The 26410-nt window shown below is 64.4% G+C and carries 31 protein-coding genes and 1 pseudogene; 15 read left to right on the forward strand and 17 right to left on the reverse strand.

The features are described from left to right. The first annotated feature begins 213 nt into the window (after nt 1-213). The 4 genes and pseudogenes from der to AC1DRD_RS16015 all read left to right on the forward strand — a co-directional run bounded on the left by der (nt 214) and on the right by AC1DRD_RS16015 (nt 3563). Nucleotides 214-1575 carry a ribosome biogenesis GTPase Der gene (der, locus tag AC1DRD_RS16000; RefSeq protein WP_478042110.1) on the forward strand — a complete coding sequence of 454 codons (1362 nt, stop codon included), beginning with the start codon at nt 214-216 and terminating at the stop codon, nt 1573-1575. A gap of 114 nt (nt 1576-1689) precedes the next feature. Then, the gene (locus AC1DRD_RS16005; RefSeq protein WP_478028842.1) at nt 1690-2124 is read left to right on the forward strand and encodes an Hpt domain-containing protein; all 435 of its coding nucleotides are present in this window, start codon (nt 1690-1692) and stop codon (nt 2122-2124) included. 337 nt (nt 2125-2461) lie between these two features. Beyond that, nucleotides 2462-2779 carry a hypothetical protein gene (locus AC1DRD_RS16010; protein WP_478042111.1) on the forward strand — a complete coding sequence of 106 codons (318 nt, stop codon included), beginning with the start codon at nt 2462-2464 and terminating at the stop codon, nt 2777-2779. Nucleotides 2780-2796: 17 nt separating this feature from the next. Beyond that, nucleotides 2797-3563, forward strand: a pseudogene (locus AC1DRD_RS16015) (IS5 family transposase). A 64-nt stretch (nt 3564-3627) separates the two neighbouring features. Here the strand turns inward: AC1DRD_RS16015 and bfr are convergent. The 6 genes from bfr to purL form a co-directional block, all read right to left on the reverse strand. Continuing rightward, the gene (gene bfr, locus AC1DRD_RS16020) at nt 3628-4116 is read right to left on the reverse strand and encodes a bacterioferritin (protein WP_478028843.1); all 489 of its coding nucleotides are present in this window, start codon (nt 4114-4116) and stop codon (nt 3628-3630) included. A 104-nt stretch (nt 4117-4220) separates the two neighbouring features. After that, nucleotides 4221-4391: a (2Fe-2S)-binding protein gene (locus AC1DRD_RS16025; RefSeq protein ID WP_066812205.1), complete on the reverse strand. Its 171-nt coding sequence runs from the start codon at nt 4389-4391 to the stop codon at nt 4221-4223. 63 nt (nt 4392-4454) lie between these two features. Beyond that, on the reverse strand, nt 4455-5738 hold the full coding sequence (locus tag AC1DRD_RS16030) for a DUF418 domain-containing protein (protein WP_478042112.1): 1284 nt from the start codon (nt 5736-5738) through the stop codon (nt 4455-4457). Beyond that, entirely contained in the window at nt 5735-6172 is a 438-nt protein-coding gene (locus tag AC1DRD_RS16035) for a hypothetical protein (protein WP_478042113.1), read from the reverse strand. The genes AC1DRD_RS16030 and AC1DRD_RS16035 overlap by 4 nt, the downstream gene beginning before the upstream one ends. Before the next feature lie 16 nt (nt 6173-6188). Then, nucleotides 6189-6635 carry a hypothetical protein gene (locus AC1DRD_RS16040; protein ID WP_478042114.1) on the reverse strand — a complete coding sequence of 149 codons (447 nt, stop codon included), beginning with the start codon at nt 6633-6635 and terminating at the stop codon, nt 6189-6191. Nucleotides 6636-6859: 224 nt separating this feature from the next. Then, a complete protein-coding gene (purL, locus tag AC1DRD_RS16045) occupies nt 6860-9076 on the reverse strand; it encodes a phosphoribosylformylglycinamidine synthase subunit PurL (protein WP_478042115.1) in 2217 nt (738 codons plus the stop codon). 108 nt (nt 9077-9184) lie between these two features. On the opposite strand from purL, the gene AC1DRD_RS16050 reads away from it, so the two are divergent. Further along, nucleotides 9185-9823 carry a hypothetical protein gene (locus tag AC1DRD_RS16050; protein ID WP_478028848.1) on the forward strand — a complete coding sequence of 213 codons (639 nt, stop codon included), beginning with the start codon at nt 9185-9187 and terminating at the stop codon, nt 9821-9823. 44 nt (nt 9824-9867) lie between these two features. Here AC1DRD_RS16050 and AC1DRD_RS16055 read toward each other — a convergent pair whose 3' ends face one another. The 9 genes from AC1DRD_RS16055 to aroQ form a co-directional block, all read right to left on the reverse strand. After that, nucleotides 9868-10350: a rhodanese-like domain-containing protein gene (locus AC1DRD_RS16055; protein ID WP_478042116.1), complete on the reverse strand. Its 483-nt coding sequence runs from the start codon at nt 10348-10350 to the stop codon at nt 9868-9870. 305 nt (nt 10351-10655) lie between these two features. Further along, nucleotides 10656-10994, reverse strand: a complete 339-nt coding sequence (gene arsC / locus AC1DRD_RS16060; protein WP_478042117.1) for an arsenate reductase (glutaredoxin) — start codon at nt 10992-10994, stop codon at nt 10656-10658. Next, nucleotides 10991-12217 carry an MFS transporter gene (locus AC1DRD_RS16065; RefSeq protein WP_478042118.1) on the reverse strand — a complete coding sequence of 409 codons (1227 nt, stop codon included), beginning with the start codon at nt 12215-12217 and terminating at the stop codon, nt 10991-10993. Before AC1DRD_RS16065 ends, arsC begins: the two co-directional genes overlap by 4 nt. Before the next feature lie 26 nt (nt 12218-12243). Continuing rightward, complete coding sequence (locus AC1DRD_RS16070) at nt 12244-12906, reverse strand: hypothetical protein (protein WP_478028852.1); 663 nt, start codon at nt 12904-12906, stop codon at nt 12244-12246. A gap of 176 nt (nt 12907-13082) precedes the next feature. After that, nucleotides 13083-13592, reverse strand: a complete 510-nt coding sequence (locus AC1DRD_RS16075; RefSeq protein WP_478042119.1) for a hypothetical protein — start codon at nt 13590-13592, stop codon at nt 13083-13085. A 36-nt stretch (nt 13593-13628) separates the two neighbouring features. Continuing rightward, a complete protein-coding gene (locus AC1DRD_RS16080) occupies nt 13629-14105 on the reverse strand; it encodes a hypothetical protein (protein WP_478028854.1) in 477 nt (158 codons plus the stop codon). Then, a complete protein-coding gene (gene accC, locus AC1DRD_RS16085; RefSeq protein ID WP_478042120.1) occupies nt 14105-15457 on the reverse strand; it encodes an acetyl-CoA carboxylase biotin carboxylase subunit in 1353 nt (450 codons plus the stop codon). The genes AC1DRD_RS16080 and accC overlap by 1 nt, the downstream gene beginning before the upstream one ends. Before the next feature lie 115 nt (nt 15458-15572). Further along, nucleotides 15573-16055 (reverse strand): acetyl-CoA carboxylase biotin carboxyl carrier protein, encoded by a 483-nt coding sequence (accB, locus tag AC1DRD_RS16090; RefSeq protein WP_478042121.1) that lies wholly within the window; start codon nt 16053-16055, stop codon nt 15573-15575. Between the two features lie 48 nt (nt 16056-16103). After that, nucleotides 16104-16538, reverse strand: a complete 435-nt coding sequence (gene aroQ / locus AC1DRD_RS16095; RefSeq protein WP_478042122.1) for a type II 3-dehydroquinate dehydratase — start codon at nt 16536-16538, stop codon at nt 16104-16106. A 63-nt stretch (nt 16539-16601) separates the two neighbouring features. Between aroQ and thiS the strand changes: the two genes are divergently transcribed. From thiS to AC1DRD_RS16110, 3 genes are all read left to right on the forward strand, one after another. Then, nucleotides 16602-17606, forward strand: a complete 1005-nt coding sequence (thiS, locus tag AC1DRD_RS16100) for a sulfur carrier protein ThiS (RefSeq protein WP_478042226.1) — start codon at nt 16602-16604, stop codon at nt 17604-17606. Nucleotides 17607-17620: 14 nt separating this feature from the next. Beyond that, on the forward strand, nt 17621-18415 hold the full coding sequence (locus tag AC1DRD_RS16105; protein ID WP_478042123.1) for an alpha/beta hydrolase: 795 nt from the start codon (nt 17621-17623) through the stop codon (nt 18413-18415). 91 nt (nt 18416-18506) lie between these two features. Then, nucleotides 18507-18710, forward strand: coding sequence for a CsbD family protein (locus AC1DRD_RS16110; protein ID WP_478042124.1), 204 nt, complete (start codon nt 18507-18509; stop codon nt 18708-18710). 307 nt (nt 18711-19017) lie between these two features. Here AC1DRD_RS16110 and AC1DRD_RS16115 read toward each other — a convergent pair whose 3' ends face one another. Further along, nucleotides 19018-19806: an AraC family transcriptional regulator gene (locus AC1DRD_RS16115; RefSeq protein ID WP_478042125.1), complete on the reverse strand. Its 789-nt coding sequence runs from the start codon at nt 19804-19806 to the stop codon at nt 19018-19020. A gap of 12 nt (nt 19807-19818) precedes the next feature. Here AC1DRD_RS16115 and AC1DRD_RS16120 point away from each other — a divergent pair, with 12 nt between their 5' ends. From AC1DRD_RS16120 to AC1DRD_RS16150, 7 genes are all read left to right on the forward strand, one after another. Next, entirely contained in the window at nt 19819-19989 is a 171-nt protein-coding gene (locus tag AC1DRD_RS16120; protein ID WP_478028861.1) for a hypothetical protein, read from the forward strand. A 122-nt stretch (nt 19990-20111) separates the two neighbouring features. Beyond that, nucleotides 20112-21077: an SDR family NAD(P)-dependent oxidoreductase gene (locus AC1DRD_RS16125; protein WP_478042126.1), complete on the forward strand. Its 966-nt coding sequence runs from the start codon at nt 20112-20114 to the stop codon at nt 21075-21077. Nucleotides 21078-21397: 320 nt separating this feature from the next. Beyond that, nucleotides 21398-22315 carry an SMP-30/gluconolactonase/LRE family protein gene (locus AC1DRD_RS16130; RefSeq protein ID WP_478042227.1) on the forward strand — a complete coding sequence of 306 codons (918 nt, stop codon included), beginning with the start codon at nt 21398-21400 and terminating at the stop codon, nt 22313-22315. Between the two features lie 5 nt (nt 22316-22320). Continuing rightward, nucleotides 22321-23061 (forward strand): glutathione S-transferase family protein, encoded by a 741-nt coding sequence (locus AC1DRD_RS16135; protein ID WP_478042127.1) that lies wholly within the window; start codon nt 22321-22323, stop codon nt 23059-23061. A 14-nt stretch (nt 23062-23075) separates the two neighbouring features. Next, nucleotides 23076-24173, forward strand: a complete 1098-nt coding sequence (locus tag AC1DRD_RS16140) for a DUF2855 family protein (protein WP_478042128.1) — start codon at nt 23076-23078, stop codon at nt 24171-24173. After that, nucleotides 24170-24826, forward strand: a complete 657-nt coding sequence (locus AC1DRD_RS16145; protein ID WP_478042129.1) for an HAD-IA family hydrolase — start codon at nt 24170-24172, stop codon at nt 24824-24826. Before AC1DRD_RS16140 ends, AC1DRD_RS16145 begins: the two co-directional genes overlap by 4 nt. Before the next feature lie 56 nt (nt 24827-24882). Further along, complete coding sequence (locus AC1DRD_RS16150) at nt 24883-25581, forward strand: VIT1/CCC1 transporter family protein (RefSeq protein WP_478042130.1); 699 nt, start codon at nt 24883-24885, stop codon at nt 25579-25581. Nucleotides 25582-25664: 83 nt separating this feature from the next. Here the strand turns inward: AC1DRD_RS16150 and AC1DRD_RS16155 are convergent, their stop codons facing one another. Further along, nucleotides 25665-26261 (reverse strand): outer membrane protein, encoded by a 597-nt coding sequence (locus AC1DRD_RS16155; RefSeq protein ID WP_478028867.1) that lies wholly within the window; start codon nt 26259-26261, stop codon nt 25665-25667. Between the last annotated feature and the right edge of the window lie 149 nt (nt 26262-26410).

The raw sequence follows: 26410 nt of genomic DNA on the forward strand, positions 1-26410 counted from the left end.
GGCGCGTTTCGCGGCACCAGCCCGCTCCCCCACCCGACCTCCCATAGAATACCCTGATTGGGAGGTCGGGTGGGGGAGCGGGCCGGCACCGTCCTAAAACTCGCTCTACCGCGAGTTTTCAAACAGTCGCTGAGTGATAGGATCGGGGCGGCGTAAAGCGTCGCCCCGTTCAGGGCGTTGCCGCTGGCGTGCACACGCCCTACAGCGCCCTGCATGTCCTTACCTACCGTCGCCATTATCGGCCGTCCCAATGTCGGCAAGTCGACGCTGTTCAACCGGCTCGTCGGCAAGAAGCTTGCCCTGGTCGATGACCAGCCCGGCGTTACCCGCGATCGGCGCGAGGGCGACGGAAACCTGCTCGGCCTCGAGTTCCGCGTGATCGACACCGCCGGCTATGAGGATCTTGAGGCCGCGACCTTGCCGGGCCGGATGCGGCAACAGACCGAGGCGGCGGTGGCACAGGCCGATGTCGCCCTGTTCCTGATCGACGCTCGCGCCGGCATCGTGCCGCTCGACGAGGAAATCGCGCGCTGGCTGCGCGGCTCGACCACGCCGGTCATCCTGGTCGCCAACAAGGCGGAAGGACGCGCGGCGGAGGCCGGCATCATCGAATCGCTCGCCCTCGGCTTCGGCGACCCGGTCCAGGTGTCGGCCGAGCATGGCGAAGGCATGGCTGATCTGTTTGAGGCGCTGGTCCCGTTCGTTCCCGAACCGGAAGAGTTCGAGGAAGAGGAAGACGAAAGCCCCGACGCGCCGCTCAAGCTCGCGATCGTCGGCCGCCCCAATGCCGGTAAATCGACGTTGATCAATCGCATGCTGGGCGAGGATCGCCTGATCACTGGCCCCGAAGCCGGGATCACGCGCGATTCGATCGCGATCGACTGGACCTGGCACGATCCGAAAAGCGGCCCGCGCGCGGTGCGGCTGATCGACACCGCCGGCATGCGCAAGCGCGCCAAGGTGCAGGACAAGCTCGAGAAATTGTCGGTCGCCGACGCGTTGCGCGCGGTCGATTTCGCCGAAGTGGTCGTGCTGCTGCTCGACGCGACCCTCGGCCTGGAGGCGCAGGACCTCAAGATCGCCGACCGCGTGCTGCAGGAAGGGCGCGCCCTGGTCATCGCGCTCAACAAATGGGACATCGCCGAAAATGCCTCGTCGCTGTTCAATGGCGTCAAGAAGGCGCTCGAGGACGGGCTTAGCCAGGTGAAGGGCGTCATCGTCATCACCGTGTCGGGCGCGACCGGCAAGGGCATCGACCAATTGCTGGGCGCTGCGTTCGAAACGCGCGAGGCCTGGTCGAAGCGCGTCTCCACCGGCGAGCTCAATCGCTGGTTCGAGCGGGCGATCGACGCCAACCCTCCGCCAGCGCCCGGCGGCAAGCGGATCAAGATGCGCTACGTCACCCAGATCAAGACGCGGCCCCCCAGCTTCGTCATTTTCGGCACGCGCGTCGATCAACTTCCCGCAAGCTACGAGCGCTATCTGGTCAATTCGATGCGGCGAGATCTTGGCTTCGGCGCAGTCCCCGTGCGCTTGACGTTGCGCGCGCCGAAGAATCCATTTGATCGGGAATGAACCTAATTTCGTGAAAGCTGCACGGCTCCAAGGCTTTAGAGGCTGACGGCTACCGACTCTGTCAACCGGTCGTTTACCTGCGCCAGCTACAGCGGACAGATTGGCAGCGGGGGCGTGCCGATACGGGTGGAGGACGTGGTGACGATCGACAGCGGGCAGATAGTGGATTGGAGCGCGTTTCAGGCGGCCCGGAGCGAGCTCGGCGCCGGATTCGTCCGGATTCTCGGCTATTTCAAGGAAGACGGCGTCAAGTCGGTCGCCGCGATCGAGGAGGCGATGCGCGCGGGCAATGCCGCCGCGATCGTGCTGCCGGCGCACACGCTGAAGGGCGAGTCGCGTCAGTTCGGTGCGGAACAGCTCGCCGCCATCGCCGAAGCGATCGAAGTCATCGGGCGCCAGTGCGTGGAAACGCGCGACGCGCCCGACCAGGCGCTCGAACATGTCGTCAAGCTGCGCCCGACGTTCGAAGCGACGCTGGCGATGCTCGAACGCGAGGCCAACCCATTGGTCGAGCGCCGCCCCACCGCCTTCGGCCGCCGCGCCGTCTGATCTTTAGCCCCGTTTGTTTGCCGATCTCGTACAATCGGGATCGAATGCGACCGAGCTGAATCGTCACCCCGGCCTTGTGCCGGGGTCCACCGGGCGGCAAGCCCCGGAAAAAGAAGCTCCTGTTACTGCGCTAGAGTTTGTTTCAGCAAAGCTGAAACGGTAGCGGTGCCGGCCCTCTCCCCCACCCGACCTCCCAATCAGGGTATTCTATGGGAGGCCGGGTGGGGGAGAGGGCCGGCACCGATTCAGCAAAGCTGAAAAAGACTCTAGGTCGTGAACTCATAAACGGATTGAGGTCATAGCGCTGATGTCGCATCCTTCGGGCATCGGAGGATTCATGGTTCAGAATGCGGTGAAAGAGCTCTGTGGGGTCAGCGAGAAGCTCACGGACGACCTTGATGCTGACCAATTGGCGGCGGCGACGAAGCATATTGATGCGCTCGCGCATCCTTTGAAGCCGGATGACATTCGAGCTTTATTGCCGCTCCTGCCTCGGGATGGCGACACGGCCGCTGGCCTCAACTGGTCGCTGCTGCACGCGATCGAGGCCGCGCCAGATTGGCCGATGTGGGACTTGCTTGGCGACCAGAGCAACGAATGGGTCCGCATTTTACGACTTAGGCTCGCAAATGGAGGCTTCCATCCTCCGGCCTGAAGTGATTCAGCATCGGCATGAGCCGATATGATCTGACCGACTTCGAATGGCGCGTGATTGAGCCACTGTTGCCCAATAAACCGCGTGGTGTTCCTCGTGTTGACGATCGCCGCGTGTTGAATGGCATCTTCTGGGTGCTGCGCTCCGGCGCACCGTGGCGTGACCTGCCCGAGCGCTATGGCCCGCGAACAACCTGCTACAACCGCTTCGTGCGTTGGCGGAGGGCGGGCGTCTGGGACCGGATGATGGACGCCATCACCGCTGCCCATGACGGTGACATCAAGATGATCGACAGCACATCCGTTCGCGCCCACCAGCAGGCCGCGACGGTAAAAAGGGGGATCGAGATCATTGTCTCGGTCGCTCCCGAGGAGGGCTCACGACCAAAATCCATGCAGTCGTCGATGCGCAAGGGCTCCCGATCCGGCTCGGCCTGACGGCAGGACAAACGCATGACGGGCAGGCCGTCGACACGCTGCTCGACGATCTCAGCCCCCACACTATCGTGCTGGCGGACAAAGCCTATGACGCTGACCGCATCCGTAACCTGATCGAGGAGCAAGGAGCCACGCCGAATATCCCGGCAAAATCCAATCGGAAATGGAAGCCATGCTTCAGCAAACGGCTCTATCGCGAGCGCAATCTTATCGAGCGGTTCTTCTCCAAGCTGAAGCACTTCCGCCGTGTCGCCACCCGATATGACAAACTCGCCGCCAACTTCCTCGCCATGGTCCAACTCGCCTCAATGCGGCTGTGGCTCCGCACTTATGAGTCTACGGCCTAATCTGCACAGTGGATCCCGGCACAAGGCCGGGATGACGGATTAAGAAGCCCGTCCAGTGTCCCGCTCAGCTTTCGCTGTCTTCCGCTGATTTCGCGTTGAGCTGGATGTAATTCTCCAGCCCCATCCGCTCGATCATGTCGAACTGGCGCTCGAGCGTGTCGACATGCTCCTCCTCGCTGTCGAGGATGCGACGAAACAGGTCGCGGCTGACATAGTCGCGGACCTTCTCGCAATGTTCGATCGCGTCGCGCAGCAGCGGCAGCGCTTCCATCTCGAGCTCGAGGTCCGACTTCAACACCTCTTCGACCGTCTCGCCGATGCGCAGCCGCCCGAGCAATTGAAAATTGGGCAGGCCGTCGAGGAACAGGATGCGCTCCGACAACCAGTCGGCATGCTTCATCTCGTCGATCGATTCGTGGCGCTCGAACTCGGCGAGCTTCTGCACGCCCCAATGGTCGAGCAGGCGGTAATGCAGCCAATATTGGTTGATCGCGGTCAGTTCGTTCTTGAGCGCGGTATTGAGGAAGTCGATAACCTGCGGATCGCCCTTCATGGTGATGCCCTTCGTTGCTTTTCAGCCGGCATCATAGCCCCGGAAGGTCGGGCGAGACAGTCCAAAAAATGGCGGATTTCTGCGGTTTCCCTCTGCTGCGAACGCTACGCAGCAGCGCGCTCGTCGTCGATAATGGATCGCGCGAACGGCACGCACTGGCCGCATTTGGGCTGGCGACCGAGCGAGCGATAGGCCTGGCAGGCGGTCATCGACCCGTTGCGCGCGGCTTCGCGCACCTCGCGTTCGCGGATCGCATTGCAGACGCACACCATCATGAGACCGATTATCCCTCGCGCTCGTTGCCATCGAGTTAGCGATAGTGAGATCGATTCGCAATACTATTGCGACACGTTTGCAATTCGCCTTGTGCGCCGGAACGACTGCCATCGGCCACGCGCGGCACTGCGCCACAGCCATTCGAACGGACCATACGCGAATCGGTCGAGCCACGGCTTCGACCAGGCGAGCATCAGCAGCCACATCCCGGCGACGACGATCAGGCACTGCCAGCGCTGCAGATAGCCGTACCAGCCCAGGCCATAGCCGTTGAAGATCAACGTGCAGACGATCGAGGTGCCGAGATAATTGGAAAACGCCATCCTTCCCGTCGCGGCGAAGCGATCCGCCAGCCAGGGCACGCTGCCCGATTGCACGAACAGGATGACCAAAGCGGCATAGCCCAGGCTGAGCCAGGGCCGCAGCAAGCTCAGCTGGATCGCCTCGGTCGCGATCATCGTCAGCGGCGCCCAATGCGTCGCATCGAGCCAGTCGACGAGCGGGATATAGGCCGCCCACGCGACCGGCACGGCAGCGGCCGTCAGCCAATAAGCGCGCCGCGACCAGGCACCGGAAAAGAATCCCCAGCGAAATAGCGCCATGCCGATCAGCATCAGCGCGAGCGTATCGATGAAGGCGATGCGGTTGACGATCGTCTGGAAGAAGATCGCGGTTCGCGCGCGCACCTTGAACGCGTCGCCATAGGATCCGCGATAGCCCGCCAGTTCGCGCGCAATCGCGTCACGCTGCGGATCGGACTGCTGCCGGAACGCGCGCCAATCTGCGGTCAGGGTTGGATCGGCGCTGGGCTGGCTAGACGCCACCCGCGCGCTTTCGAGATGCTGATAGGCAACCAAGCCATCGGCCAGCTTGAATGCCAGCAGCAGCATGCCGATCGTCACCAGCATCCGCGGCCGCACGCGCCAGCCGATGAACGCGATCATCCCGGTCAGCGCATAGAGCACCAGGATGTCGCCTGCCCAGATCAGATACGCGTGGACCATGCCGAACACGAACAAGGTCGCCATCCGCGCATAATGCACCACCGCGGGCCGCTGGCCGCTCAGCAGCGCGCGGTCGGCGATCAGCATGGTCGAGGCGCCGAACATCATCGTGAACAGGCCGCGGAACTTGCCGTCGCCGATCGCGTAGGCGATCGCCCATTCCCACCAATTGGCGCCGGTCGATCCGCCATAGAAACTGGGGTCGATCTCGGCATAGCCCGGCATCGCGAAGTCGATGATGTTGAGCAGCAGGATGCCCATCACCGCGACCCCGCGCACCGCGTCGAGCGTGCGCAGCCGTTGCCGCACGGCCGCGCCGTCGCTCCCCGGCGGGTCGATCACCGCCGCGCGAACCAGGCGATCGGGATGCCCACCAGAACGATATGGCTGAAGAACTGCTCGGCCAGGCCCAGCGCCGTGAACGGATGCGCGCCAAAGCGCAGCGGCAACACGATCAGGTTCATCACCGCCCACAACCCGACGCCATAAGCGATGCCCGCGAGCAGCCAGCGAGCCTTGAGCAACGGCAGGCGGTTTGCCGCGATCACGAAGAACGCCGCCATCACCGCCATGATCGCGAAATGCAGCAGCAGTCCGACCAGCGCAACGCCGATCCCGCCTTTGACCGCATCATTGCCCAGGATGGCGCTGGCCAGCCCCTTGAGCATGTTGATCGGCGCGCGTCCGGCGATCAGCGTGTAGACGCACGCCGACAGGATATCGAGCGTGCCCGCGACCAACGTCGCCAACAGAATCTTGCGCCCGGTTCCTTCCATCGTTCCTCTCCCCGCTTCACCGCAATTCGCGGCGTATCACCAATTTGAGTCCCGACCAGATCGCATCGACCGCGCATACCTTCACATCGACCAGCCCGGTCGGCAGCGCCACGGCGCGGATCACGTCCTCGGTGACGTCGGTCGGGACCTTGGATGCCTTTTTCGGCCACGACACCCAGATCTGCCCGGCTGGGGCGATCGTGGCGCGCAATTGGACGATCAGCCGTTCCAGCTCGGCGCGGTCGGTGACGAACAGATGCGCGGCATCGAGGCCCGGGACCGGAGCATCGACTTCGACGACACCGATCGCGGCGGGACCGATCTCCGCGCGGACGCTGTCGGGCATGGCATGGAACCAGGCGTGCATGCCTGGCGCCAGCGACAGCTTCTTCGCCAGCGGGGTTCCCGAATAGCCCGCGGGAGCCGCCTTGGGGCGCGAAGTCGGTGCGTCGGGCGATGCCATGACGCCGACGCTATCACCAACTTGCTGGACTACAACAGCTCCATGCATTCCCCTCCCGCTTGCGGGAGGGGCTAGGGGAGGGCGTGTTCAAGAGCAGTGCGGATAACGAACAGACCCTCCCCCGACCCCGCACCGGGTGAACGATGCCCCGCATCGTTCAGGCCATGCCGGGGCATGGCCGACCCGGCGCGCGCAAGCGGGAGGGGAGAAGAGGATCCCCCAGATCAAACGATGGTGTCGCCCATCAGCGCAGGGAAAAAGCCTTCATGCGCGGCGCGCAGGTCGGCGATGCTGACGCACCAATCGCCTTCGTCGAGTTCGAAGATCAGCCGGTCCTTGATCGTCCTTCCGATCGGATCGGCGGGAACGTCGCCTGCTGCGGCATCGGCCAGGAATTCGGCCAGCGCCTGGTCGGGCACGGTGACCAGATAGAGACCCTGATCCTCGCCGAAGAACGATCCCGCCACGCCGAACGGCTGCGCCTCGTTGATCATCGCGCCGATGCCGCTCGCCAGCGCCATTTCGGCCAGCGCGACCGCCATGCCGCCGTCGGAGACGTCATGGCACGCGCTGATCAGCCCGCGTTCGATCGCCGAACGGATGAAATCGCCGGTGCGGCGCTCGGCCTTGAGGTCGACCGGGGGCGGGGGGCCATCCTCGCGACCATGGACCTCGCGCAGCCAGATCGACTGGCCGAGATGACCGCCACGCTCGCCGACCGCCAGAATGGCGTCGCCGGTGTGCTTGAACGCGATCGTCGCGCTCTTGGTGTAATCCTGCAGCAGGCCGACGCCGCCGATCGCCGGCGTGGGCAGGATCGCCGACCCGCTGCCATCGTCATTCTTGGTCTCGTTGTAGAGCGACACGTTGCCGCTCACGATCGGGAAGTCGAGCGCGGTGCAGGCTTCCGCCATGCCCTCGATCGCGCCGACGAACTGCCCCATGATCTCGGGCCGCTGCGGATTGCCGAAATTCATGCAATCGGTGGTTGCCAGCGGCTTCGCACCGACTGCGCAGATATTACGATAAGCCTCGGCAATCGCCTGCTTTCCGCCCTCGAACGGATCGGCCAGGCAGTAGCGCGGGGTGCAGTCGGTGGTGATCGCCAGGCCCTTGGACGTGCCATGGACGCGGACAACCGCGGCGTCGCCGCCGGGGCGCTGGACGGTGTCGGCGCCGACCATGTGGTCATATTGCTCCCAGATCCAGCGGCGGCTGGCGATGTCGGGCGACGCCATCAGTTTGAGCAGATCGCCGGTCAGGTCGCCGCATTCGGGCTCATCGGTCAGATCCGCCGGGGGCGTGGTGCGCACGAATGGCCGATCATAGGCCGGTGCGTCGTCGGCGAGCGGCCCGAGCGGGATATCGCACACGGTTTCGCCGTTGAACGTCAACACCATGCGGCCGGTATCTGTCACCGTTCCTATGATCGCGAAATCGAGCTGCCACTTGCGGAAGATCGCTTCCGCCTCGGGCTCGCGGCCGGGCTTGAGCACCATGAGCATCCGCTCCTGACTCTCCGACAGCATCATCTCATACGGCGTCATGCCGGTCTCGCGGCACGGCACCGCATTCATGTCGAGTTCGATCCCGACGCCGCCCTTCGATGCCATCTCGACCGAAGACGAGGTCAGGCCGGCGGCTCCCATGTCCTGGATCGCGACGATCGCGTCGGACGCCATCAATTCCAGGCACGCTTCGATCAGCAATTTCTCGGTGAACGGATCGCCGACCTGCACGGTCGGGCGCTTTTCCTCCGAATCCTCGGAGAAATCGGCCGACGCCATGGTGGCGCCATGGATGCCGTCGCGCCCGGTCTTGGAGCCGACATAGACGATCGAATTGCCGATGCCCGAGGCTGCCGAATAGAAGATCTTGGCGGTCTCGGCGACGCCGACGGTCATCGCGTTGACCAGGATATTGCCGTCATAAGCGGCGTGGAAATTGACCTCGCCACCCACGGTCGGCACGCCGACGCAATTGCCATAGCCGCCGATGCCATGGACCACGCCGGCTATCAGGTGGCGCATCTTCGGATGGTCGGGACGCCCGAAGCGCAACGCGTTGAGGTTGGCGACCGGGCGCGCGCCCATCGTGAACACGTCGCGCAATATGCCGCCGACTCCGGTCGCCGCGCCCTGATAGGGCTCGATGTATGACGGATGGTTGTGGCTCTCCATCTTGAAGATCGCCGCCTGACCGTCGCCGATATCGATCACGCCAGCGTTCTCACCCGGTCCGCAGATTACCCACGGCGCCGTCGTCGGCAGCTTTTTCAAATGGATACGCGACGATTTGTACGAACAATGTTCGGACCACATCACCGAAAAGATGCCCAGTTCGGTGAGGTTGGGTTCGCGTCCCATGGCGTGCAGGACGCGCTGATATTCCTCGGGCGACAGGCCGTGTTCGGCGACGATTTCGGGCGTGATTCCGGTCATGCCGCAGCCCTTAGCGGGCCCGATCGCATCCGTCACCCGTTGAGACCGTTACGGAACATCCCCTGCGTAACGATCGTTGTGCGGCAGTTCCATGAACAGGAGAGTAACATGCGTTTCCCAACCATATTCGCGTGCGTATCGGGGGCCGCACTCATTGCCGCGTCGCCCGCATTGGCGCAGGGCAAGAAGGACCGCGCGCAAGAGGCGGTCGCCGCCGCCCAGGCCAAGGTCGATGCCGCCAGCAAGGTCGGCGCCGCAGGTGAAGTGCCGCGGCTGCTCGCCGAGGCGCAAGGGGCATTGCGTACCGCGCAGGAAGATCTGGCGCGCGACAAGAAGACCGACGCGATCGCCGACGCCAATCGCGCGTCGACGCTTGCCGACCAAGCGCTGGGCGAGGCGCAGCGCGCCAAGCTCAACCGCGCCCGCGATGACAAGCAGGCAGCCGACGCAGCGGCAGCCGACGCCGCGCGATCGGCCTCGGACGCCAATGCTCGCGCCGCCGCGGCGGAGGCCGCAGCCGCTGCCGCGCGCAACGCGCCGCCGCCAGCCCCGGTAGTCATCGCCGCGCCGCCGCCACCGCCCACGCCGACCAGCACGACGGTGACGACCGAGACGGTCTCTCCGGCTCCCAAGGTCGTCACCAGGGCGGCTACGCGCAAACGGGTGGTGACGAGGCGCCACGTCGTGCGCAAGGCGGCGCCGGCGACGGTCAAGACCAAGACGACCGTTACGACTCGCTCGAACTGATGATCGCGGGCGCGCGTGGCCAACCGGCCGCACGCGCCCCGGCGTCAGCTTTTTACCCAGCCCACCTTCGGGTCGTCGAAATCGACAGTCTCGCCGAGTTCGTAGACGGTGCGATATCCGTAAGCGGCGAGGTTGATATAGGTCTGGATGTTGAGCGACACCGCCGCCGACTTGAGCATCACGGGTGGTCGGTCGTTCGAGAAATTGTTGTTGCAATAGATCAGCACTGGCCGATCGCGGTCGGGCAGAACCGCGGCCAGCGCCGGCGCGGTGAAATCGGTCAGCGGCAGGTTGATCGCCCCGGCAATATGCCCCTGCGCGAACGCATCGGCCGATCGCGCGTCGAGAATGATCGCCTCGCCCGTCGCGGCCATTTGCTTGAAGCGCGCCAGCGTGACGCGGCGTTTTGCGCGTTCCGGCGCGACGCGCGCGGCAAGCTGCTGGAATCCCTGATAGTCGATCTGCGGATTGACCGGCGGCGGACCGTCGGCAGCGAACAGGAATGCGGCGAGCAACAGCGGCGTCATGGCTTCCCTCCCGGACTATATGTCCGAAACGTGCGCGCTATCGCCTATATAGAGCCTGAACGCCTAGGTTGGGGAGCTCATATTCCTGGCCTCATCCCCGCGGAATCCTCCCGTCACCCCAGCGAAAGAACATCGGGTTGAGCATGCCCCGCATGCTCAAGGATCGTCCGGGGGACGATCCGACCCGATGTTGGTCTCTGGCGGTGACGCGATGCCGCTTGAGATCCCAGCTTTCGCTGGGATGACGAGTTCTGGAAATGGATCGCTTTACGAACAAGGGCTTATTTTGGTTCTCAACATAGTGATCAGAGGATCTCGCGCACCTTTTCGGGCGGCCGGCCCAACCGCACGCCCTTGGGCGTTTCGACCAGCGGGCGCTCGATCAGGATCGGATCGGCGGCCATCGCATCGAGGATCGCGTCGTCATCGGCGTGCTTCAGCGCCTTGGCGCCGTCCTCGCTCTTGCGTAGCCCGTCACGCGGGGTCATCCCGGCGGCGGCGTAGAGCGCGGCCAGTTCATCGCGCGACGGCGGGTTTTTGAGATATTCGACAATCTCGACCTGAATGCCGGGCGTCCCTTCCAGGATCGCCAGTGTTTCGCGCGATTTCGAACAGCGCGGGTTATGCCAGATCGTCGCCTTCAATTCGTCTTCTCCGTCAGGAAATCCACATCGGTGCGCTCGGGCCCGATCGCGGTCCACACCACCAATACGACCACGGTGATGCCCGCGACGATTGCCATGGCCAGCCCATAATTGCCGCCATGGCTCTCCGCGATCGACGCCTGGATCGGCCCGTTCCGCGACGCGATCAGATTGCCCAGCTGATAGGCAAAACCGGGGAACATGCCCCGCACCAATGCCGGTGACAACTCGTTGAGATGCACCGGCACGATCCCCCACGCGCCCTGGACGGCAACCTGGATCAGGAAAGCCCCCAAGCCGAGCATGATCGGCGTGCTGGCGAACGCCCATAACGGAATGATGGGGATGGCGAGCAGGCTGGCGATGATGATCGCGCGCTTGCGCCCGATATGTTCGGACCAGATGCCGAACGAGATTCCGCCGACGATCGCGCCGACATTGCCGATCATCGCGAGCAGGCCGATCGTCTTGGTGTCGAAGTGATGCTGCTCCTTGAGGAACGTCGGATACAGGTCCTGCGTGCCGTGGCTGAAGAAGTTGAACGCCGTCATCAGGATGACGAGATAGAGCGCGATCTTCCAGTTCCTGACCAGTTCGCCGATCGGATTTGCCGGCCGTTCGTGACGACGTTTCTCGAATGCCGGGCTCTCCTCGACGTGCATCCGGATCAGGAAGACCAGGATCGCCGGCGCGATCCCGACCATGAACAGGCCGCGCCAGCCAAGCGCGTCGAACAACAGGAAATAGATCAGGCTGGCGAGGAAATAGCCTGAGGGATAGCCCGATTGCAGCAGGCCGGAGACGGGCCCGCGCAGCTTGATCGGGATCGATTCCATCACCAGGCTGGCGCCGATTCCCCATTCGCCGCCCATGCAGAAGCCGAACAGGGTCCGGATCACGAATAGGCTGGTCAGCGACCAGGCGAAGGCCGAAGCGAACGAGAAGAGCGAGAATAACAGGATCACGATCATCATGATCGGCCGCCGTCCCCAGCGGTCGGCCATCCAGCCGAAGGCGAACGCGCCGAACGGCCGCGCGGCGAGCGTCAGGAAGGTCGCTTCCGACACCGTCTTGATGTCGGTGCCATATTCCTTGGCGATCGCCGAGAGCATGAAGACGAGCAGGAAGAAGTCGAACGCGTCGAGCGTCCAGCCGAGATAGCTTGCCCAGATCGAATGGACTTGCTTGCGCTGCAATCCCTTGAGCTCTGCGACCAACGACATCCGGTTCTCCCCGATTTGGGAAGGGGCTACGCCAAACGCCGCGTCCGCGCCACCCACCAGGCGAGCATGGCGAGCACAGCATAAGCGAACAGCCCGAGCCAGCCGGTTGAAGCGGGGGCAGGGCCCGCTTCACTCGGCTGCGGCGTGGTCCAGTTGACCGCCTGGAGCACCGCCATGCCGATGGCGAGGGCCCAGGGCGACCATTTGCCCATTGCGCCGATCGCCCGCGTCCGGCTGACGAAGAACCACAATCCCCCGAACGCGAAGACGAGCTCCAGCGGGATTTCGATCCAGGGATGGTTCCACAAGCCGAGGCCGAGTTTGGGCGCGCTTCCTGCCAGCGTGAGGTCGGGGCGATGGACCAGCAGATCGATCAGCCAGTGCGACACCACCACCGCGCCACCGATCAGGCCCGCGGTCCAGCTACCGCGCAGCGCTTTCACCGCAACCGCGAACAGCACGCCCCAGCCGATCGCTCCGGCCAGACTGTGCGTCCAGGGCATGTCGTACAGGTCCATGCCGTTCATCACGGTCGCGCCGGGCAGCATCCGCATCTTTTCGACGCCCAGGATCAGGAAGCTGAAAAAGGCGATGTCGACCAGTTGCGCGGCGACGAACAGCGCGCCGAGCCGCGGCGATTTGGGCGATGTCGCGGCCGCGAAGGCCGGCGCGTAGTGACCGATGAACATATGAGTCCCCCCTCCGCGATTTAAGCCCTCTCCCGCTTGCGGGGAGAGGGTTTGGGTGAGGGTCTTCTTTCTTCTTTTTCAGTCTCTTCCACTTGGAAGAAGAAAGAAGACCCTCACCCTCCCACCGCTTCGCGGCGGGCCCCTCCCTCTCCCGCATGCGGGAGAGGGTTTAGGCTTCAGTCGGTCTTGCCCGATTTCCAGGCGTCGATCGCGCCCTTATATTCGCTCGACCCTTTGAGCCGCGCCATATAGCTGATCGGCCGTTTCGATGAGAGCGGGATCAAGTCGAATCCGCTGAGCGAACCGCGCGCGCCGCAATAGGATTGGCAACTGCCGTCGCCGTCGTCGAGCAACAGGCTCTTGCCCTTGGTCGTGATGGTCAGGCGGCAGGTCGGTCCGCCATCGTAGCTCGGCTGCTTCTCGCTATAGACGAGTTTGCCGCCGACCGCCTTGGCGACTCCGGCGATCGAGCAGCTGTGACCGTTGAAGAAAGCGAGCTCGGAGCGAAAAAAGGCGTGGCCCGCGTCGACCGGAACGATCTCGACCACGTCGTCGGACCAGAATTTCGACCCGTCGACCATCCCGTTCTGGAAATGCTTCGAATAGCGTCCGGCCAGCGAGGTGACGGGGGAGACGGGCGCCGCGGCGATCACCGCGAGCGTTAAGATGACGATGGCTTTCTTCATCGCTCAATTCTCCCCGTTGAGAATCGGCGTTGCCCGTCAATAGCCCAGATCGGGAACGCCGGTCGGTTGGCACATCATCGAAAAGGTCATGCGCAGGGTGCGATGGTCCGGACGTTCCATCGCCACCATCATGTCGACATGGTTCGCCGCCCGGTCGTACCGAAAGCTCTGCGAGCCCGTGAGAGCTCCCATCGCGAACTTGCCGGTGTCCGCGACGATCAGCGTGTCGGAAAAAGCCGAATAACAGGCGGCGTCGCGCGACACGCACATGTCCTCCAGCTTCGCCGGCGGACCGGTTAGGAGGTGCGCGACGCGGCGGGCCTCCTCGTCGATCACGAAGACCTGGTCGGCCTTCTGGGTCTCGGTCCTAGGGAGGCCGCCGAGCGCGCGCTCGTCTATATTGAGCGTGCCGGCGCAGGCGATTGCGAAGCGCTTCGCCTCTGCGGCTGCCGGGGCGAGCGCTGCGGCCAGCGCCCACGAGATCAGCAATGCGGCAGCCCCCCGGCGCTTCATCATGCTCCCTGCCTGTCCAACCACTCCTCGAGCCACTTGATCGTATACTGCCCCTGCAGGAACTCGGGATCCTCGATCAGTGCCTGGTGCAGCGGGATGGTGGTCTTCATTCCCTCGATCACGAATTCTTCGAGCGCGCGGCGCAGGCGGCGGATCGCGCCCTGGCGCGTGGTGCCATAGACGATCAGCTTGGCGATCATTGAGTCATAGTAAGGCGGCACGCGATAGCCGGCATAGAGCCCGCTATCGACGCGGACGTTCATGCCCCCGGGGGCATGATATTGCTTCACCAGGCCCGGCGAGGGCGCGAAGGTGCGCGGATCCTCGGCATTGATGCGGCATTCGATCGCGTGGCCGCGGAACTGGACGTCTTCCTGGCGCAGCGTCAGGCCATGGCCTTCCGCGACGCGGATCTGTTCGCGGACCAGATCGAGGCCGGTAATCGCCTCGGTCACCGGATGCTCGACCTGCAGGCGCGTGTTCATCTCGATGAAGTAGAACTCGCCATCTTCCCACAGGAATTCGATCGTGCCCGCGCCGCGATAGGCCATATCGGCCATCGCCTTGGCGACGATCCCGCCCATCCGTTCGCGCTCTTCGGGCGTGATGACGGGGGAGGGGGCTTCTTCGAGCACCTTCTGGTGGCGGCGCTGAAGCGAGCAATCGCGCTCGCCGAGATGGATGGCATTGCCGTTGCCATCGCCGAACACCTGGAATTCGATGTGGCGCGGGTTGCCGAGATATTTTTCGAGATAGACGGTGGCGTCGCCGAACGCGGCCTTGGCCTCGCTCCCAGCCTGCTGCATCTGGGTTTCCAGCTCTTCGGGCGAGTTGACGACCTTCATGCCGCGCCCGCCGCCACCCGACGCGGCCTTGATGATCACCGGATAGCCCGCCGCCTCGGCGATCTTCTTGGCTTCCCCGATGTCGCTGATCGCGCCGTCCGAGCCGGGCACCAGCGGCAGGCCGAGCGCGCCGGCGGTGCGCTTCGCCTCGATCTTGTCGCCCATCGTGCGGATATGCTCGGGCTTGGGCCCGACGAAGATGATGCCGTGCGCCTCGACGATCTCGGCGAAGCGCGCATTCTCGCTCAGGAAGCCATAGCCCGGATGGATCGCATCGGCATGGCTGATCTCGGCCGCCGAGATGATGTTGGGGATGTTGAGGTACGATTCGGTCGCCGGCGGCGGGCCGATGCAGATCGCCTCATCGGCCAGCCGCACGTGCATAGCATCGGAATCTGCGGTCGAATGCACCGCAACCGTCTTGATCCCCATTTCATGGCAGGCGCGGTGGATGCGTAGCGCGATCTCGCCGCGATTGGCGATCAGCAGTTTCTTGATTTCGGGCATCGGTCGTTTTCCTAGGCGGTGCCGGCCCGCTCCCCCACCCGGCCTCCCAACGGCAGCATCATATGGGAGGCCGGGTGGGGGAGCGGGCCGGAGCGGCACATCGGCAAGAAACTTCTTACTCGACCACGACGAGCGCTTGGTCGAACTCGACCGGCTGGCCGTTCTCGATCAGGATCGCCGATACCGTGCCGGCAGCCGTCGCGATGATCGGATTCATCACCTTCATCGCTTCGATGATCACCAAAGTGTCGCCCGCGGCGACCTTCTGCCCCACCGCAATGAACGGCTTCGCTTCGGGATTCGCCGCCAGATAGACGGTCCCAACCATCGGCGACTTGACCGCGTTGGCGCTGATTGCAGCGGGTGCCGGATCGGCAGCCGCTGCGGGAGCAACCCCCGGCGCAGCGGGTGCCGCGACGGCCGCCGGTGCCGCATAGTTCACTGCCGGCGCGGCATGCACCTGCCGTGCGACGCGGATGCGGCGGTCGTTATCCTCGACCTCGATCTCGGTAAGATTGGTTTCGTCGAGCAGAGACGCGAGCTGGCGGACCAGCTCGACATCGACTCGCATGCCCCCGTCATTGTTATTGTCTGCCATTCGACCCTTCTTCGCCCTGTTGAGGCTGACTCAAAGGCGCGCCCTCTGTCAGAGTCGGGCGGCGGCTTCAAGCGCAAGCATATACGAAAGTGCGCCGAACCCGGAAACGGTTCCGCGCGCGGCACGGCCGACAAAGCTTGTGTGGCGGAATTCTTCGCGCGTCAGCGGGTTCGACAAATGCACCTCGATCACCGGCACTTTGATGCCCTTGATCGCGTCGTACAATGCCACGCTGGTATGCGTCAGCGCGCCGGCATTGAGCAGGATCGCCTTCACGTCCGATCCCTGCGCTTCGTGCATCCAGGTGATCAGATGCCCTTCGTGATTCGACTGGCGCATGTCGATCTCGAGATCGAGCTCACGCGCGCGCTCTTCCAGTCTCTCCGCGATGTCGTCGAGCGTGTCGGCCCCATAGATTTCCGGCTCGCGCGTCCCGAGCAGGTTGAGGTTGGGGCCGTTCAGCACCAGGATCGTTTCGGTCACCCTTGCCCTTTCGGTTGTGGCGCTATCGGTCGCGTCCCTATATCGCGATTTGCCATGAATACCATGCACACCGACGGAACCGTCTCGATCCGCGTCAATGGCGAGCATCGCCGCGTCTTTGCCGGGCTCACGCTCGCCCAACTTGCCGAGGAGCTCGGCCTCATGGCCGAGAAGGTCGCGGTCGAGCGCAATCTGGAGGTCGTGCCGCGCTCGACGCTCAGCCAGGTCCTGGTTGAGGACGGCGACGAGATCGAGATCGTCCATTTCGTTGGCGGTGGCGACCACGCTTCCGCGGTGAAGGAAGACACCTGGACCGTTGCCGGCAAGACCTTCCGCTCGCGGCTGATCGTCGGCACCGGCAAGTACAAGGATTTCGCACAGAACGCCGCCGCGCTCGAAGCGTCGGGGGCGGAGATCGTGACCGTCGCGGTGCGCCGCGTCAACGTCAGCGACCCCAAGGCGCCGATGCTGACCGACTTCATCGATCCGAAAAAGGTCACCTACCTGCCCAACACCGCGGGCTGCTTCAATGCGGAGGATGCGATCCGTACCCTGCGGCTGGCACGCGAGGCAGGCGGCTGGGATCTGGTCAAGCTCGAAGTGCTGGGCGAGGCGCGGACGCTCTATCCGGACATGGTCGAGACGCTCAGGGCGACCGAGATTCTCGCCAAGGAAGGCTTCAAGCCGATGGTCTATTGCGTCGACGATCCGATCGCGGCGAAGCGGCTGGAGGATGTCGGCGCGGTCGCCATCATGCCGCTCGGCGCGCCGATCGGCTCGGGCCTCGGCATCCAGAACCAGGTCACGATCCGCCTGATCGTCGAGGGCGCCAAGGTTCCCGTACTGGTCGATGCCGGAGTCGGCACCGCGTCCGATTCGGCGGTCGCGATGGAATTAGGTTGCGACGGCGTGCTGATGAACACGGCGATCGCCGAGGCCAAGGACCCGGTGATGATGGCGCGCGCGATGAAACTTGCGGTCGAGAGCGGGCGTTTGGCCTATCTCGCCGGCCGGATGGGCAAGCGGCGTTATGCCGATCCCTCCAGTCCGCTTGCCGGATTGATCTGATCCAAGGAGGCTCGATGCGCCGTTTGCTGTCAATCACCGCGCTCGTTGCGCTCGCTGCCTGCCACTCCCAACCCAAGATCGACAATGCCGATGCGCTGATCAACGAAAGCGCAGCGGTGAAGGACCATGCGCCCCAGGCCGTGACGCTGACCGCACCCGACGGCGTGACCGTCTATGGCACTTATTATCCGGCCAGCAATGCACGCGCGTTGATCCTGCTGTTCCATCAGGCGGGATCGTCGAAGGACGAATATGTCTCGATCGCGCCGCAGCTTCAGCGCGCCGGCTTTGCCGCTTTGGCGATCGACCAGCGCGTCGGCGGCGGCCTTTACGGCAACAACCAGACGATGGCCGGATATAAGGGCAAGACCGATTATCTTGGCGCGCTTCCCGATCTCGAGGCGGCGCTCGCCTGGGCCAAGGACAAGGCGCAAGGCAAGCCCGTCCTGCTGTGGGGATCGAGCTATTCGGCCAGCCTGGTGTTCCTGGTCGCCGCGTCGAAATCCGCCGACGGCAGCGTGAAGGGCGTGCTCGCTTTCTCGCCGGGCGAATATTTCGAAGACAAGAAGATGGTCGAACAGGCCGCGGCCAAGATCACCGTGCCGGTCTTTGTCACCTCGGCCAACACGCTCGTAGAGGAGCAGGAAGCGAAGGCGATCCTGTCGGCCACCAAGAGCACCGATCGGCAGCAATTCATCCCGAAGGCGGGCGTGCACGGGTCGTCGACCTTGATCGCCGCCAAGAATCCGGGCGGCGCTGACGATAATTGGCAAGCGGTGCTCGCCTTCCTGAAACGCGTTGCCCCTTAAGTCTTAGGAACTCCGCGTCCGCCAAACCGTTCTATTTCCGTAATTTCAACGCGCCGGCGCCCCCGCCGTCGCGAACGGAGAGGAATGACCGATGGGCGAACTGACCGACAAGATCAAAGGCAATGTCAACGAGGCAGTGGGCAAGGTGAAGCAGGCGATGGCCGGCGACGCCGACGACCCCAACCGCACGCGCAAGGACGACGAGCTGGCAGCCGAAGGCGCCGGCCAGGAACTGAAAGGCAAGGGCCAACAGTTCGTCGGCAAGGTGAAGGGCGCGCTGGGCGACGACATCTAGTCGCTGTCCGGCTTGCAGCGCTCACCGCGCTGACGTGGGGGCCGTGCGGTACCGCGCGGCCCCCTATTCGTGTGTCGCGACCAAAAGCCCTCTCCCGCGCGCGGGTGCACCGGGTCGGTCATGCCCCCGGCATGACCTGAACAGCGCGGGGCGCTGTTCACCCGGTGCAGGTTGGGTGAGGGTCTTCTTTCTTCTTCCCAGCAGCTATGGTTCAAGAAGAAAAAAGAAGACCCTCACCCTCCCACCGCCTCCGGCGGCGGGCCCCGCCCTCTCCCGCAGGCGGGAGAGGGGCTTCGGGCTAACTCGTTCACGCCAAGCCTGCCGCTTCCGCGAGATCCGCTACCTGCAGGCCACGCAGCCGCTCGGCGTCGCGCGACGGCGGCGCGCCGAACATGCGGGCATATTCGCGACTGAACTGAGACGCGCTTTCATAGCCGACCGAATAAGCCGTGCGGCTGGCATCGTTGCTCGCGACCAGCATCCGCCGCGCCGCATGCAGCCTGAGCGTCTTTTGATATTGTAGCGGGCTCATCGCCGTCGCCGCCTTGAAGTGGCGGTGGAACGACGGGACGCTCATTCCTGCAATCTCGGCCAGCCCTTCGATCCGCATCGCCTGGTCGAAATGCGCCTGGATCCAGTGGATTGCTCGTCGCACACGCGACAATTGGCTGTCCTCGCGCGCGATCTGGCGCAGCAATCCGCCGTCTGGCCCCTGCAGCAAGCGATAGAGGATTTCGCGCTCGCGCAAAGGCGCCAGCACCGGAATGTCCTGCGGCGCGTCGAATAAGGCCAGCAATTGCGCCCAGGCGTCGAGCAAATCGGGCGTGACCGGCGTCACCGCGAAGCCGGCGGTTTGCCCTTCGGGAGAGGAAGGCATGGTCGCGAGCAGATCGGCCAGGATCGCGCGATCGATCGTCAGGCTGGCGGCGATATAGGGCTTGTCGGGCGACGCCTCGATCACACAGCCGGACACCGGCAATTCGAGCGAGGCGATGAAGGTGCATGCCGGGTCGTAGTGCAGAATGCGGTCGCCGATCATCACCTGCTTGGCGCCCTGCAGCACCAGGCAGATCATTGGTTCGTACACGGTCGGCATTGGCTTGCTCGGTTGATCGACCACACCAATCCCGACTCGTGGGATCGCCGTGACGAATGCCACGCCTTGCGTGTGGCGCATGACGCGCCGGCTCATCTCGTCGAGTTTGTCCTGCATGATAGCGAAGGTGGTCGCGGCGACGGGAAGCGCAAGCGCTTCCGACCTGAAATCGTGCGCCGCTGATAGGATTGGGCAAGCGATCGAGACGATCGGGCTCCGCGGTGGCGACCTCCGCGCCCAAATAGGCGGCGAGGGCGCATGGCGATCGCTCCGGGCCCTCTTTCCGACATTCATGGAGAATGATGATGACGATCCAATTCGGCGAGAAATCGACTACCGAGGATGTGCTCGCTGGCGTTGACCTGACCGGCAAGCGGGTTCTGGTCACTGGCGTTTCGGCCGGGCTTGGCGTGGAGACGGCGCGGGCGCTCGTCGCGCATGGCGCGGAAGTCGTCGGTGCCGCGCGCGATGTCGCCAAAGCGGAACGCGCGACGGCGGAGGTCCGCGCCGCGGCGGAAGCGGGCAAGGGCGCCTTTTCGATCGTCGAGCTCGACCTTGCCTCGCTCGCCAGCGTTCGCGCTTGTGCCGACGCGCTCAACGCCGATGGCCGCCCGTTCGACGTGATCATCGCCAATGCCGGCGTCATGGTCCCGCCGTTCGGGCACACCGCCGACGGCTTCGAAACCCAGTTCGGCACCAACCATCTCGGCCATTTCGTGCTGATCAACCGCATCGCGCCGCTGCTCAAGGATGGCGGCCGGCTGGTGAATCTGTCCTCGGCCGGGCATCGCTATTCGGACGTCGACCTCGACGATCCCAATTTCGAGCACACGCCGTACGAACCGTGGATCGGCTATGGCCGGTCGAAGACCGCCAATGTCCTGTTCGCGGTCGAATTCGACCGGCGCCATCGCGATCGCGGCGTCCGCGCGACGGCGGTTCATCCGGGCGGCATCCAGACCGAGCTCAGCCGCCATATGGACGAAGGCCAGTTGGCCGCCTTGGTCGCTTCGATCAACGAAACCGCGGCCAAGGCGGGCGCACCGGCTTTCGAGCTCAAGACCATTCCGCAAGGCGCAGCCACCTCGGTCTGGGCCGCGATCGTCGCCGATCCGGCCGAAATCGGTGGGAAATATTGCGAGGATTGCCACGTCGCGGAACTACAGGAAGGCGAAGGCATTCGTGGCGGCGTGCGCGCCTACGCACTCGACGCCGAGCACGCCAAGGCGCTCTGGGCGAAGAGCGAGGAACTGGTCGGCGAACGGTTCTGATTGCTGCGGTGATACCCCTCTCCCGCTTGCGGGCGCATCAGGTCGGTCATGCCCCCGGTATGACCTAAACAGCGCGGGGCGCTGTTTACCTGATGCGGGAGGGGCCCGCCACCGAAGGCGGTGGGAAGGTGAGGGTCTTCTTACTTCTTCTGTTTCGGCACACGCTTGGAAGAAGAAAGAAGACCCTCACCCAACCCTCTCCCGTACACGGGAGAGGGCTAAAAACTTCCCACAAAACCATCTTCCTTTCGCCCGCGGGACGCGGCATGACCGTTTCGAAGACCGGGTATGAACCCGGCCATGACGAGTGGGAGTGGGGCATGGAGATCGTCGCCGACGGATTGCGGTTTCCGGAAGGCCCGGTGGCGATGGCCGATGGCAGCGTCATCCTGGTCGAGATCGCCGCCGGCCGCATCACGCGGGTCCGCTCCGACGGCTCGAAGGAGACGGTGGCCGAACCTGGCGGTGGCCCCAACGGGCTGGCGATCGGCCCGGACGGCAAGCTCTATTGCTGCAACAATGGCGGCTTCGACTATATCGAGAATAAAGGCATGCTCGCGCCGCACGGCATCGCCCGCGACTATTCGGGCGGGCGGATCGAGCGGATCGACATCGCTACCGGCAGCGTGGAAATTCTCTACAAATCGGGCGATTTCGGCTGCGTGCTGCGTGGCCCCAACGATATCGTGTTCGATGGCGAAGGCGGCTTCTGGTTCACCGACCATGGCAAGGTCGATTACGACAAGCGCTGCCACGACATCGTCGGAATCTTCTACGGCAAGGTCGACGGCAGCCATCTCGAGGAAGTGATCTTCCCCAGCCAGAACCCCAACGGCGTCGGCCTGTCGCCCGACGGCAAGCGTCTGTACGCGGCGGAGACCTATACGTGCCGGCTGATGGCCTTCAATATCGTCGCCCCAGGCAAGGTCGACGGCAGCGCCGGTCCCGGCGGCCCCGGCATCCCGCTCTATCGCCCGGCCGGGTACAAATTCTTCGACTCGCTCGGCGTCGAGGAGTGCGGCAATATCTGCGTCGCGACGCTCGGCGAATGCGGCATCTCGGTGATTTCGCCCGACGGCGATTTGGTCGAGTTCGTCGCCACCGACGACATCTTCACCACCAACATTTGTTGGGGCGGGGACGACATGATGGATGCTTATATCTGCCTGTCGGGGACCGGGCGCCTCGCCAAGCTCCGCTGGCCGCGCCCGGGCCTCAAGCTCAAATATAACGGATAAGCAACATGCTGCGGATCATCGGCAACCACGTCTCGCCTTATGCGCGCAAGGTCTTCCTGGCGCTCGACCATAAGGGCATCGACTATGAGATCGACCCGATCGTGCCGTTTTTCGGCGGCGACGAATTCACCCGGCTCAATCCGCTCAGGCGCATTCCGGTCCTGATCGATGGCGATCTGGTGATCCCGGATTCGACCGTGATCTGCGAATATCTCGACGATTGCTATCCCGAGAAACCGCTTTACCCAGCCGATCCCGCCGAGCGGGCACGGGCGCGCTGGCTGGAGGAATTCGCCGACAGCCGCCTGGGCGACGTGATGATCTGGAAGCTATTCTTCCAGCGCAACGTCAAGCCGCGCGTGTGGAAGCAGGAGACCGATGAGGATCTGGTTACCGCCGTCATCACGCGCGATCTCCCCGAAATCATGGATTGGCTCGAGCCCCAGGCGCCGGTCGGCGGCTTCGTGTTCGACGATCTGTCGATGATCGACCTGACCTTCGCCAGCTTCTTCCGCAACGCGGCGCTGGCCGGTTGGACGCCCGACGCCGCACGCTGGCCGCGCACCGCCGCCTGGATCGACCATGTCTTTGCGACGCCGCTGTTCGCGCGATCGGTGATGGTCGAGCAGATCATGCTGACCACGCGCGGCGCCGACCAGCGTGCGGCGCTCGAGGCGGCGGGATTGCAGGTTGCGGATTCGAGCGTGCGGGGCGACATAGCGCGACGCGGACCCATGTCGGTTTGACGCAGGAGAACATCATGGGCCGCTGGCAAATCGAGATCGCGCGCGACGACATCGCGCAGGCCAATGTCGCCGATTTGCCCGACCGCGCACCGGCGCCCGGCGAAGCCGAATTCGCGATCGATCTGGTCGCGCTGACCGCCAACAACATCACTTATGCCGCCCTGGGTCAGAAGACCCCGTTCCTCGGGCCCGATGCGGGCTATTGGGACTTTTTCTCGGCGCGTGATGAGCCGGGTCGGCTGCCCGTCTGGGGGTTCGCGACGGCGACGCGATCGGCGGCCGAGGGTATCTCGGTAGGCGACCGCTTCTACGGCTATTGGCCGCTCGCCAGCCACGCGGTGCTCGCCGCCGAGCAGATCCGCGGCACCGGATTCACCGAGGTGACGCCGCGCCGCAAGTCGTTGCCCGCTGCTTATAATCAATATTCGCGGCTCAAGGCGTTGGGCGATCACCGAGAGGCCGATCACGATTGGTGGCCTGTCTATCGTCCTTTGTTCCTGACCGGCTGGCTGATCGCGGATCAATTCGAGGACGAAGACGATTTCGACGCCGGCACCGTCATCGTCAGCGGCGCGTCGAGTAAGACCGCCTTGGCCTTTGCGCACGTGATGAAGGCGCGCGGACATGGTCCACGACTGGTCGCGCTCGCCTCGCCGCGCAGCGCCGCCTTTACCGCCGATACCGGATTGTACGACCAGGTCGTCGACTATGGCGCGATCGACACTATCGCGGCCGAGGGAAAGGTCGCCCTGGTCGACTTCGCCGGCAATCCGGCGGCGACGCGTGCGGTGCACGAACGCTTCGGCGACGCGCTGGCGATCGACATGGTCGTCGGCATCACGCATTGGGATGCCGAACGCGGTGGCGCCCCGCTGCCGGGGCCGCGTCCGATCGGTTTCTTCGCGCCGGGCAGGATGAAGAAGCGCTCGGCGGATTGGGGCGCGCATGGCTTGCGTCGGCAGAGCGAAGATGCGTGGCTCGACTTCATGCCGACCGCCAAGCGGCTGACCGCGATCGATCGCCGCTCGGGCGCCGAGGCCGCGCTTGCCGCCTATCGCGATGCAGTCGCCGGCAATGTCGATCCGCGCATTGGTCTGCTCATCGAACCATGACGCGCGATACCGTGATCTTCGACTTTGGCGGGGTGATCACGTCCTCGCCGTTCGAAGCATTCAACCGGATGGAGGCCGAACGCGGTCTGCCGCACAATCTCGTCCGTCGGATCAATTCGGCCAATCCCGACGCCAATGCCTGGGCGCTGTTCGAGCGCGCCGAGATCGACTCCGACCGGTTCGATTCGCTGTTTGCGGAAGAGGCGCGGTCATTGGGTCATGAGCTTCCCGGCCGCGACGTGCTCGCTTTGCTCTCGGGCGATATCCGTCCGAACATGGTCGCGGCGCTCGATTGGCTGAAGGCGAACGGCTATCGCACTGGCTGCATCACCAACAACGTTCCCGCCGGCCATGGCGCCCAGATGTCGTCGACCGCGGACAAGGCCGAGGCGATCGCGGCGATCATGGCGCGGTTCGATCATGTCGTCGAAAGCTCCAAAATCGGCATCCGCAAGCCCGATCCGGCAATCTATCGCCTGGCCTGCGACGCCCTGGGCGTGACTCCCGACCGTTGCGTCTATCTCGACGATCTCGGGATCAACTGCAAACCGGCCGCGGCGCTCGGTATGGCGGCGATCAAGGTCTCGACCAGCGAACAGGCCTTGGCCGATCTCGAGAGCGCGCTCGGCCTTGAAGGCGGCACGCTGAGCTGACAATTGCTCGTAGAAGCACTTATTGTTGCGGTAGAGAAACCATCTACGGGGGACGAATGGCGATCCGACGACATCGCGAGCGACATCTGGTCCAGCGCATCGGCTGGCTGCGCGCGGCCGTGCTCGGCGCCAATGACGGCATCCTGTCGACCGCCAGCCTGATCGTCGGTGTCGCCGCCGCCAATGCCGACCGCACCACTGTGCTGCTGACCGGGATTTCGGGGCTCGCCGCTGGTGCCTTGTCGATGGCGGCGGGGGAATATGTGTCGGTCAGCAGCCAGGCCGATACCGAGCGCGCCGATATCGCGCGCGAAACCGCGGAATTGTCCGACGAACCCGAAGCCGAACGCCAGGAACTCGCCGCCATCTATCGCCAGCGCGGGCTCGACCATGATTTGTCGCTTCAGGTCGCCGATCAGCTGATGGCGCACGACGCCCTGGGCGCGCACCTGCGCGACGAACTCGGGATCAGCGAGGATCTTGGCGCGCGGCCGGTCCAGGCCGCGTTGGCCTCGGCGGCCAGTTTTGCCGCGGGCGCGATCATTCCCGTGCTGATGACCTTGTTGTTCGGCGGCCGCTCGCTGGTCCTCGCAGTGATGGCCGTCACGCTGGTGCTCCTCGCCGCGACCGGCGCGATCGGCGCGCATGCCGGCGGCGCGAGCCAGATACGCGGGGCGATACGCGTCGTGTTTTGGGGCGCGCTCGCCATGGCTGTCACTGCCGCCATCGGTCACCTGTTCGGGACGCAGGTCTAGCAACGAAAAGGCCGCGCGAGTTTCCCCGCGCGGCCCCTGCTGTCCGTATAGGGTCTGTACTCAGACCCTGGTCGATCGTCAGATCAGAACTTCACGCCGAAGCCGACCAGGCCCTGATGGCGAGCCACATCGCTGTCCGAATAGTTGGTGTAGCGATATTCGGCCCGAACGAGCAGGTTGTTAGCCAACGGCAGCTCGACACCGGTGCCGACGCGCCAGCCGTCCGAATTGGTGCCATCCTTGGTGGTGGTCCCGCCGGCCGTGTAGGTCGCGTTGATGCGGCCATTGGCATAGCCGCCCTTGACGTAGAGCAGCGCCTTGTTGCCGACGACCACACCGGCGCGGACGCCGGCATAGAGATCGCGGCCGGCCTTGACGCAAAGACGATCGCCCGCGGCCAAGACGTTGTTGGCGCAATCCTTGGCGGTCGAACCGTCGATTTCACCTTCGACGCCGAACACGGCCTTGCCTGCCTGATAATCGTAGCCGACGACGCCGCCATAAGAGAGGCCGGTCTCGTTACCGGCCGAGCTGGTGACATGGTCGATGCCGGTCACGGCGAGGATCTTGAAACCCTGGAATTCCTTGCCCTCGGGGGCGGAGGCGGGGGCATCCTGCGCCAGGGCAGGGGTAGCGATGGCGGCACTGGCCAACAGGGCGGACGCGATAAGGAAACGCATAAAAACTCCTGTAAAAACAAAACCGGAGGGCCTCGCGACCCCCCGGTTCGTCGCGCTTTGAACACGGTTCATGGCGGGATTGGGGCGGAAGGACCGGGCGCCCGCCGCTATTTTGCCGCACATGCGAACAGTGAGTCCGGCCCGGCCGC

The organism is Sphingomonas sp. P4_G2 (assembly GCF_056401155.1).

Excerpts from the sequence above, each read along its gene's own strand:
- AC1DRD_RS16065 (WP_478042118.1), bottom strand. The coding sequence starts at position 12,217 with ATGTCGTTGGTCGCAGAGCTCAAGGGATTGCAGCGCAAGCAAGTCCAT.
- AC1DRD_RS16155 (WP_478028867.1), bottom strand. The coding sequence starts at position 26,261 with ATGCGTTTCCTTATCGCGTCCGCCCTGTTGGCCAGTGCCGCCATCGCT.
- AC1DRD_RS16150 (WP_478042130.1), top strand. The coding sequence starts at position 24,883 with ATGGCGATCCGACGACATCGCGAGCGACATCTGGTCCAGCGCATCGGC.
- bfr (WP_478028843.1), bottom strand. The coding sequence starts at position 4,116 with ATGAAGGGCGATCCGCAGGTTATCGACTTCCTCAATACCGCGCTCAAG.
- purL (WP_478042115.1), bottom strand. The coding sequence starts at position 9,076 with ATGACCGGAATCACGCCCGAAATCGTCGCCGAACACGGCCTGTCGCCC.
- der (WP_478042110.1), top strand. The coding sequence starts at position 214 with ATGTCCTTACCTACCGTCGCCATTATCGGCCGTCCCAATGTCGGCAAG.
- thiS (WP_478042226.1), top strand. The coding sequence starts at position 16,602 with ATGCACACCGACGGAACCGTCTCGATCCGCGTCAATGGCGAGCATCGC.
- AC1DRD_RS16115 (WP_478042125.1), bottom strand. The coding sequence starts at position 19,806 with ATGCCGACCGTGTACGAACCAATGATCTGCCTGGTGCTGCAGGGCGCC.
- AC1DRD_RS16140 (WP_478042128.1), top strand. The coding sequence starts at position 23,076 with ATGGGCCGCTGGCAAATCGAGATCGCGCGCGACGACATCGCGCAGGCC.
- AC1DRD_RS16125 (WP_478042126.1), top strand. The coding sequence starts at position 20,112 with ATGACGATCCAATTCGGCGAGAAATCGACTACCGAGGATGTGCTCGCT.
- accC (WP_478042120.1), bottom strand. The coding sequence starts at position 15,457 with ATGCCCGAAATCAAGAAACTGCTGATCGCCAATCGCGGCGAGATCGCG.
- AC1DRD_RS16070 (WP_478028852.1), bottom strand. The coding sequence starts at position 12,906 with ATGTTCATCGGTCACTACGCGCCGGCCTTCGCGGCCGCGACATCGCCC.
- accB (WP_478042121.1), bottom strand. The coding sequence starts at position 16,055 with ATGGCAGACAATAACAATGACGGGGGCATGCGAGTCGATGTCGAGCTG.
- AC1DRD_RS16050 (WP_478028848.1), top strand. The coding sequence starts at position 9,185 with ATGCGTTTCCCAACCATATTCGCGTGCGTATCGGGGGCCGCACTCATT.
- AC1DRD_RS16080 (WP_478028854.1), bottom strand. The coding sequence starts at position 14,105 with ATGAAGCGCCGGGGGGCTGCCGCATTGCTGATCTCGTGGGCGCTGGCC.
- AC1DRD_RS16075 (WP_478042119.1), bottom strand. The coding sequence starts at position 13,592 with ATGAAGAAAGCCATCGTCATCTTAACGCTCGCGGTGATCGCCGCGGCG.
- AC1DRD_RS16130 (WP_478042227.1), top strand. The coding sequence starts at position 21,398 with ATGGAGATCGTCGCCGACGGATTGCGGTTTCCGGAAGGCCCGGTGGCG.
- AC1DRD_RS16025 (WP_066812205.1), bottom strand. The coding sequence starts at position 4,391 with ATGATGGTGTGCGTCTGCAATGCGATCCGCGAACGCGAGGTGCGCGAA.
- AC1DRD_RS16110 (WP_478042124.1), top strand. The coding sequence starts at position 18,507 with ATGGGCGAACTGACCGACAAGATCAAAGGCAATGTCAACGAGGCAGTG.
- AC1DRD_RS16135 (WP_478042127.1), top strand. The coding sequence starts at position 22,321 with ATGCTGCGGATCATCGGCAACCACGTCTCGCCTTATGCGCGCAAGGTC.
- AC1DRD_RS16040 (WP_478042114.1), bottom strand. The coding sequence starts at position 6,635 with ATGGCATCGCCCGACGCACCGACTTCGCGCCCCAAGGCGGCTCCCGCG.
- AC1DRD_RS16105 (WP_478042123.1), top strand. The coding sequence starts at position 17,621 with ATGCGCCGTTTGCTGTCAATCACCGCGCTCGTTGCGCTCGCTGCCTGC.
- AC1DRD_RS16145 (WP_478042129.1), top strand. The coding sequence starts at position 24,170 with ATGACGCGCGATACCGTGATCTTCGACTTTGGCGGGGTGATCACGTCC.
- AC1DRD_RS16055 (WP_478042116.1), bottom strand. The coding sequence starts at position 10,350 with ATGACGCCGCTGTTGCTCGCCGCATTCCTGTTCGCTGCCGACGGTCCG.
- AC1DRD_RS16010 (WP_478042111.1), top strand. The coding sequence starts at position 2,462 with ATGGTTCAGAATGCGGTGAAAGAGCTCTGTGGGGTCAGCGAGAAGCTC.
- AC1DRD_RS16035 (WP_478042113.1), bottom strand. The coding sequence starts at position 6,172 with ATGGAAGGAACCGGGCGCAAGATTCTGTTGGCGACGTTGGTCGCGGGC.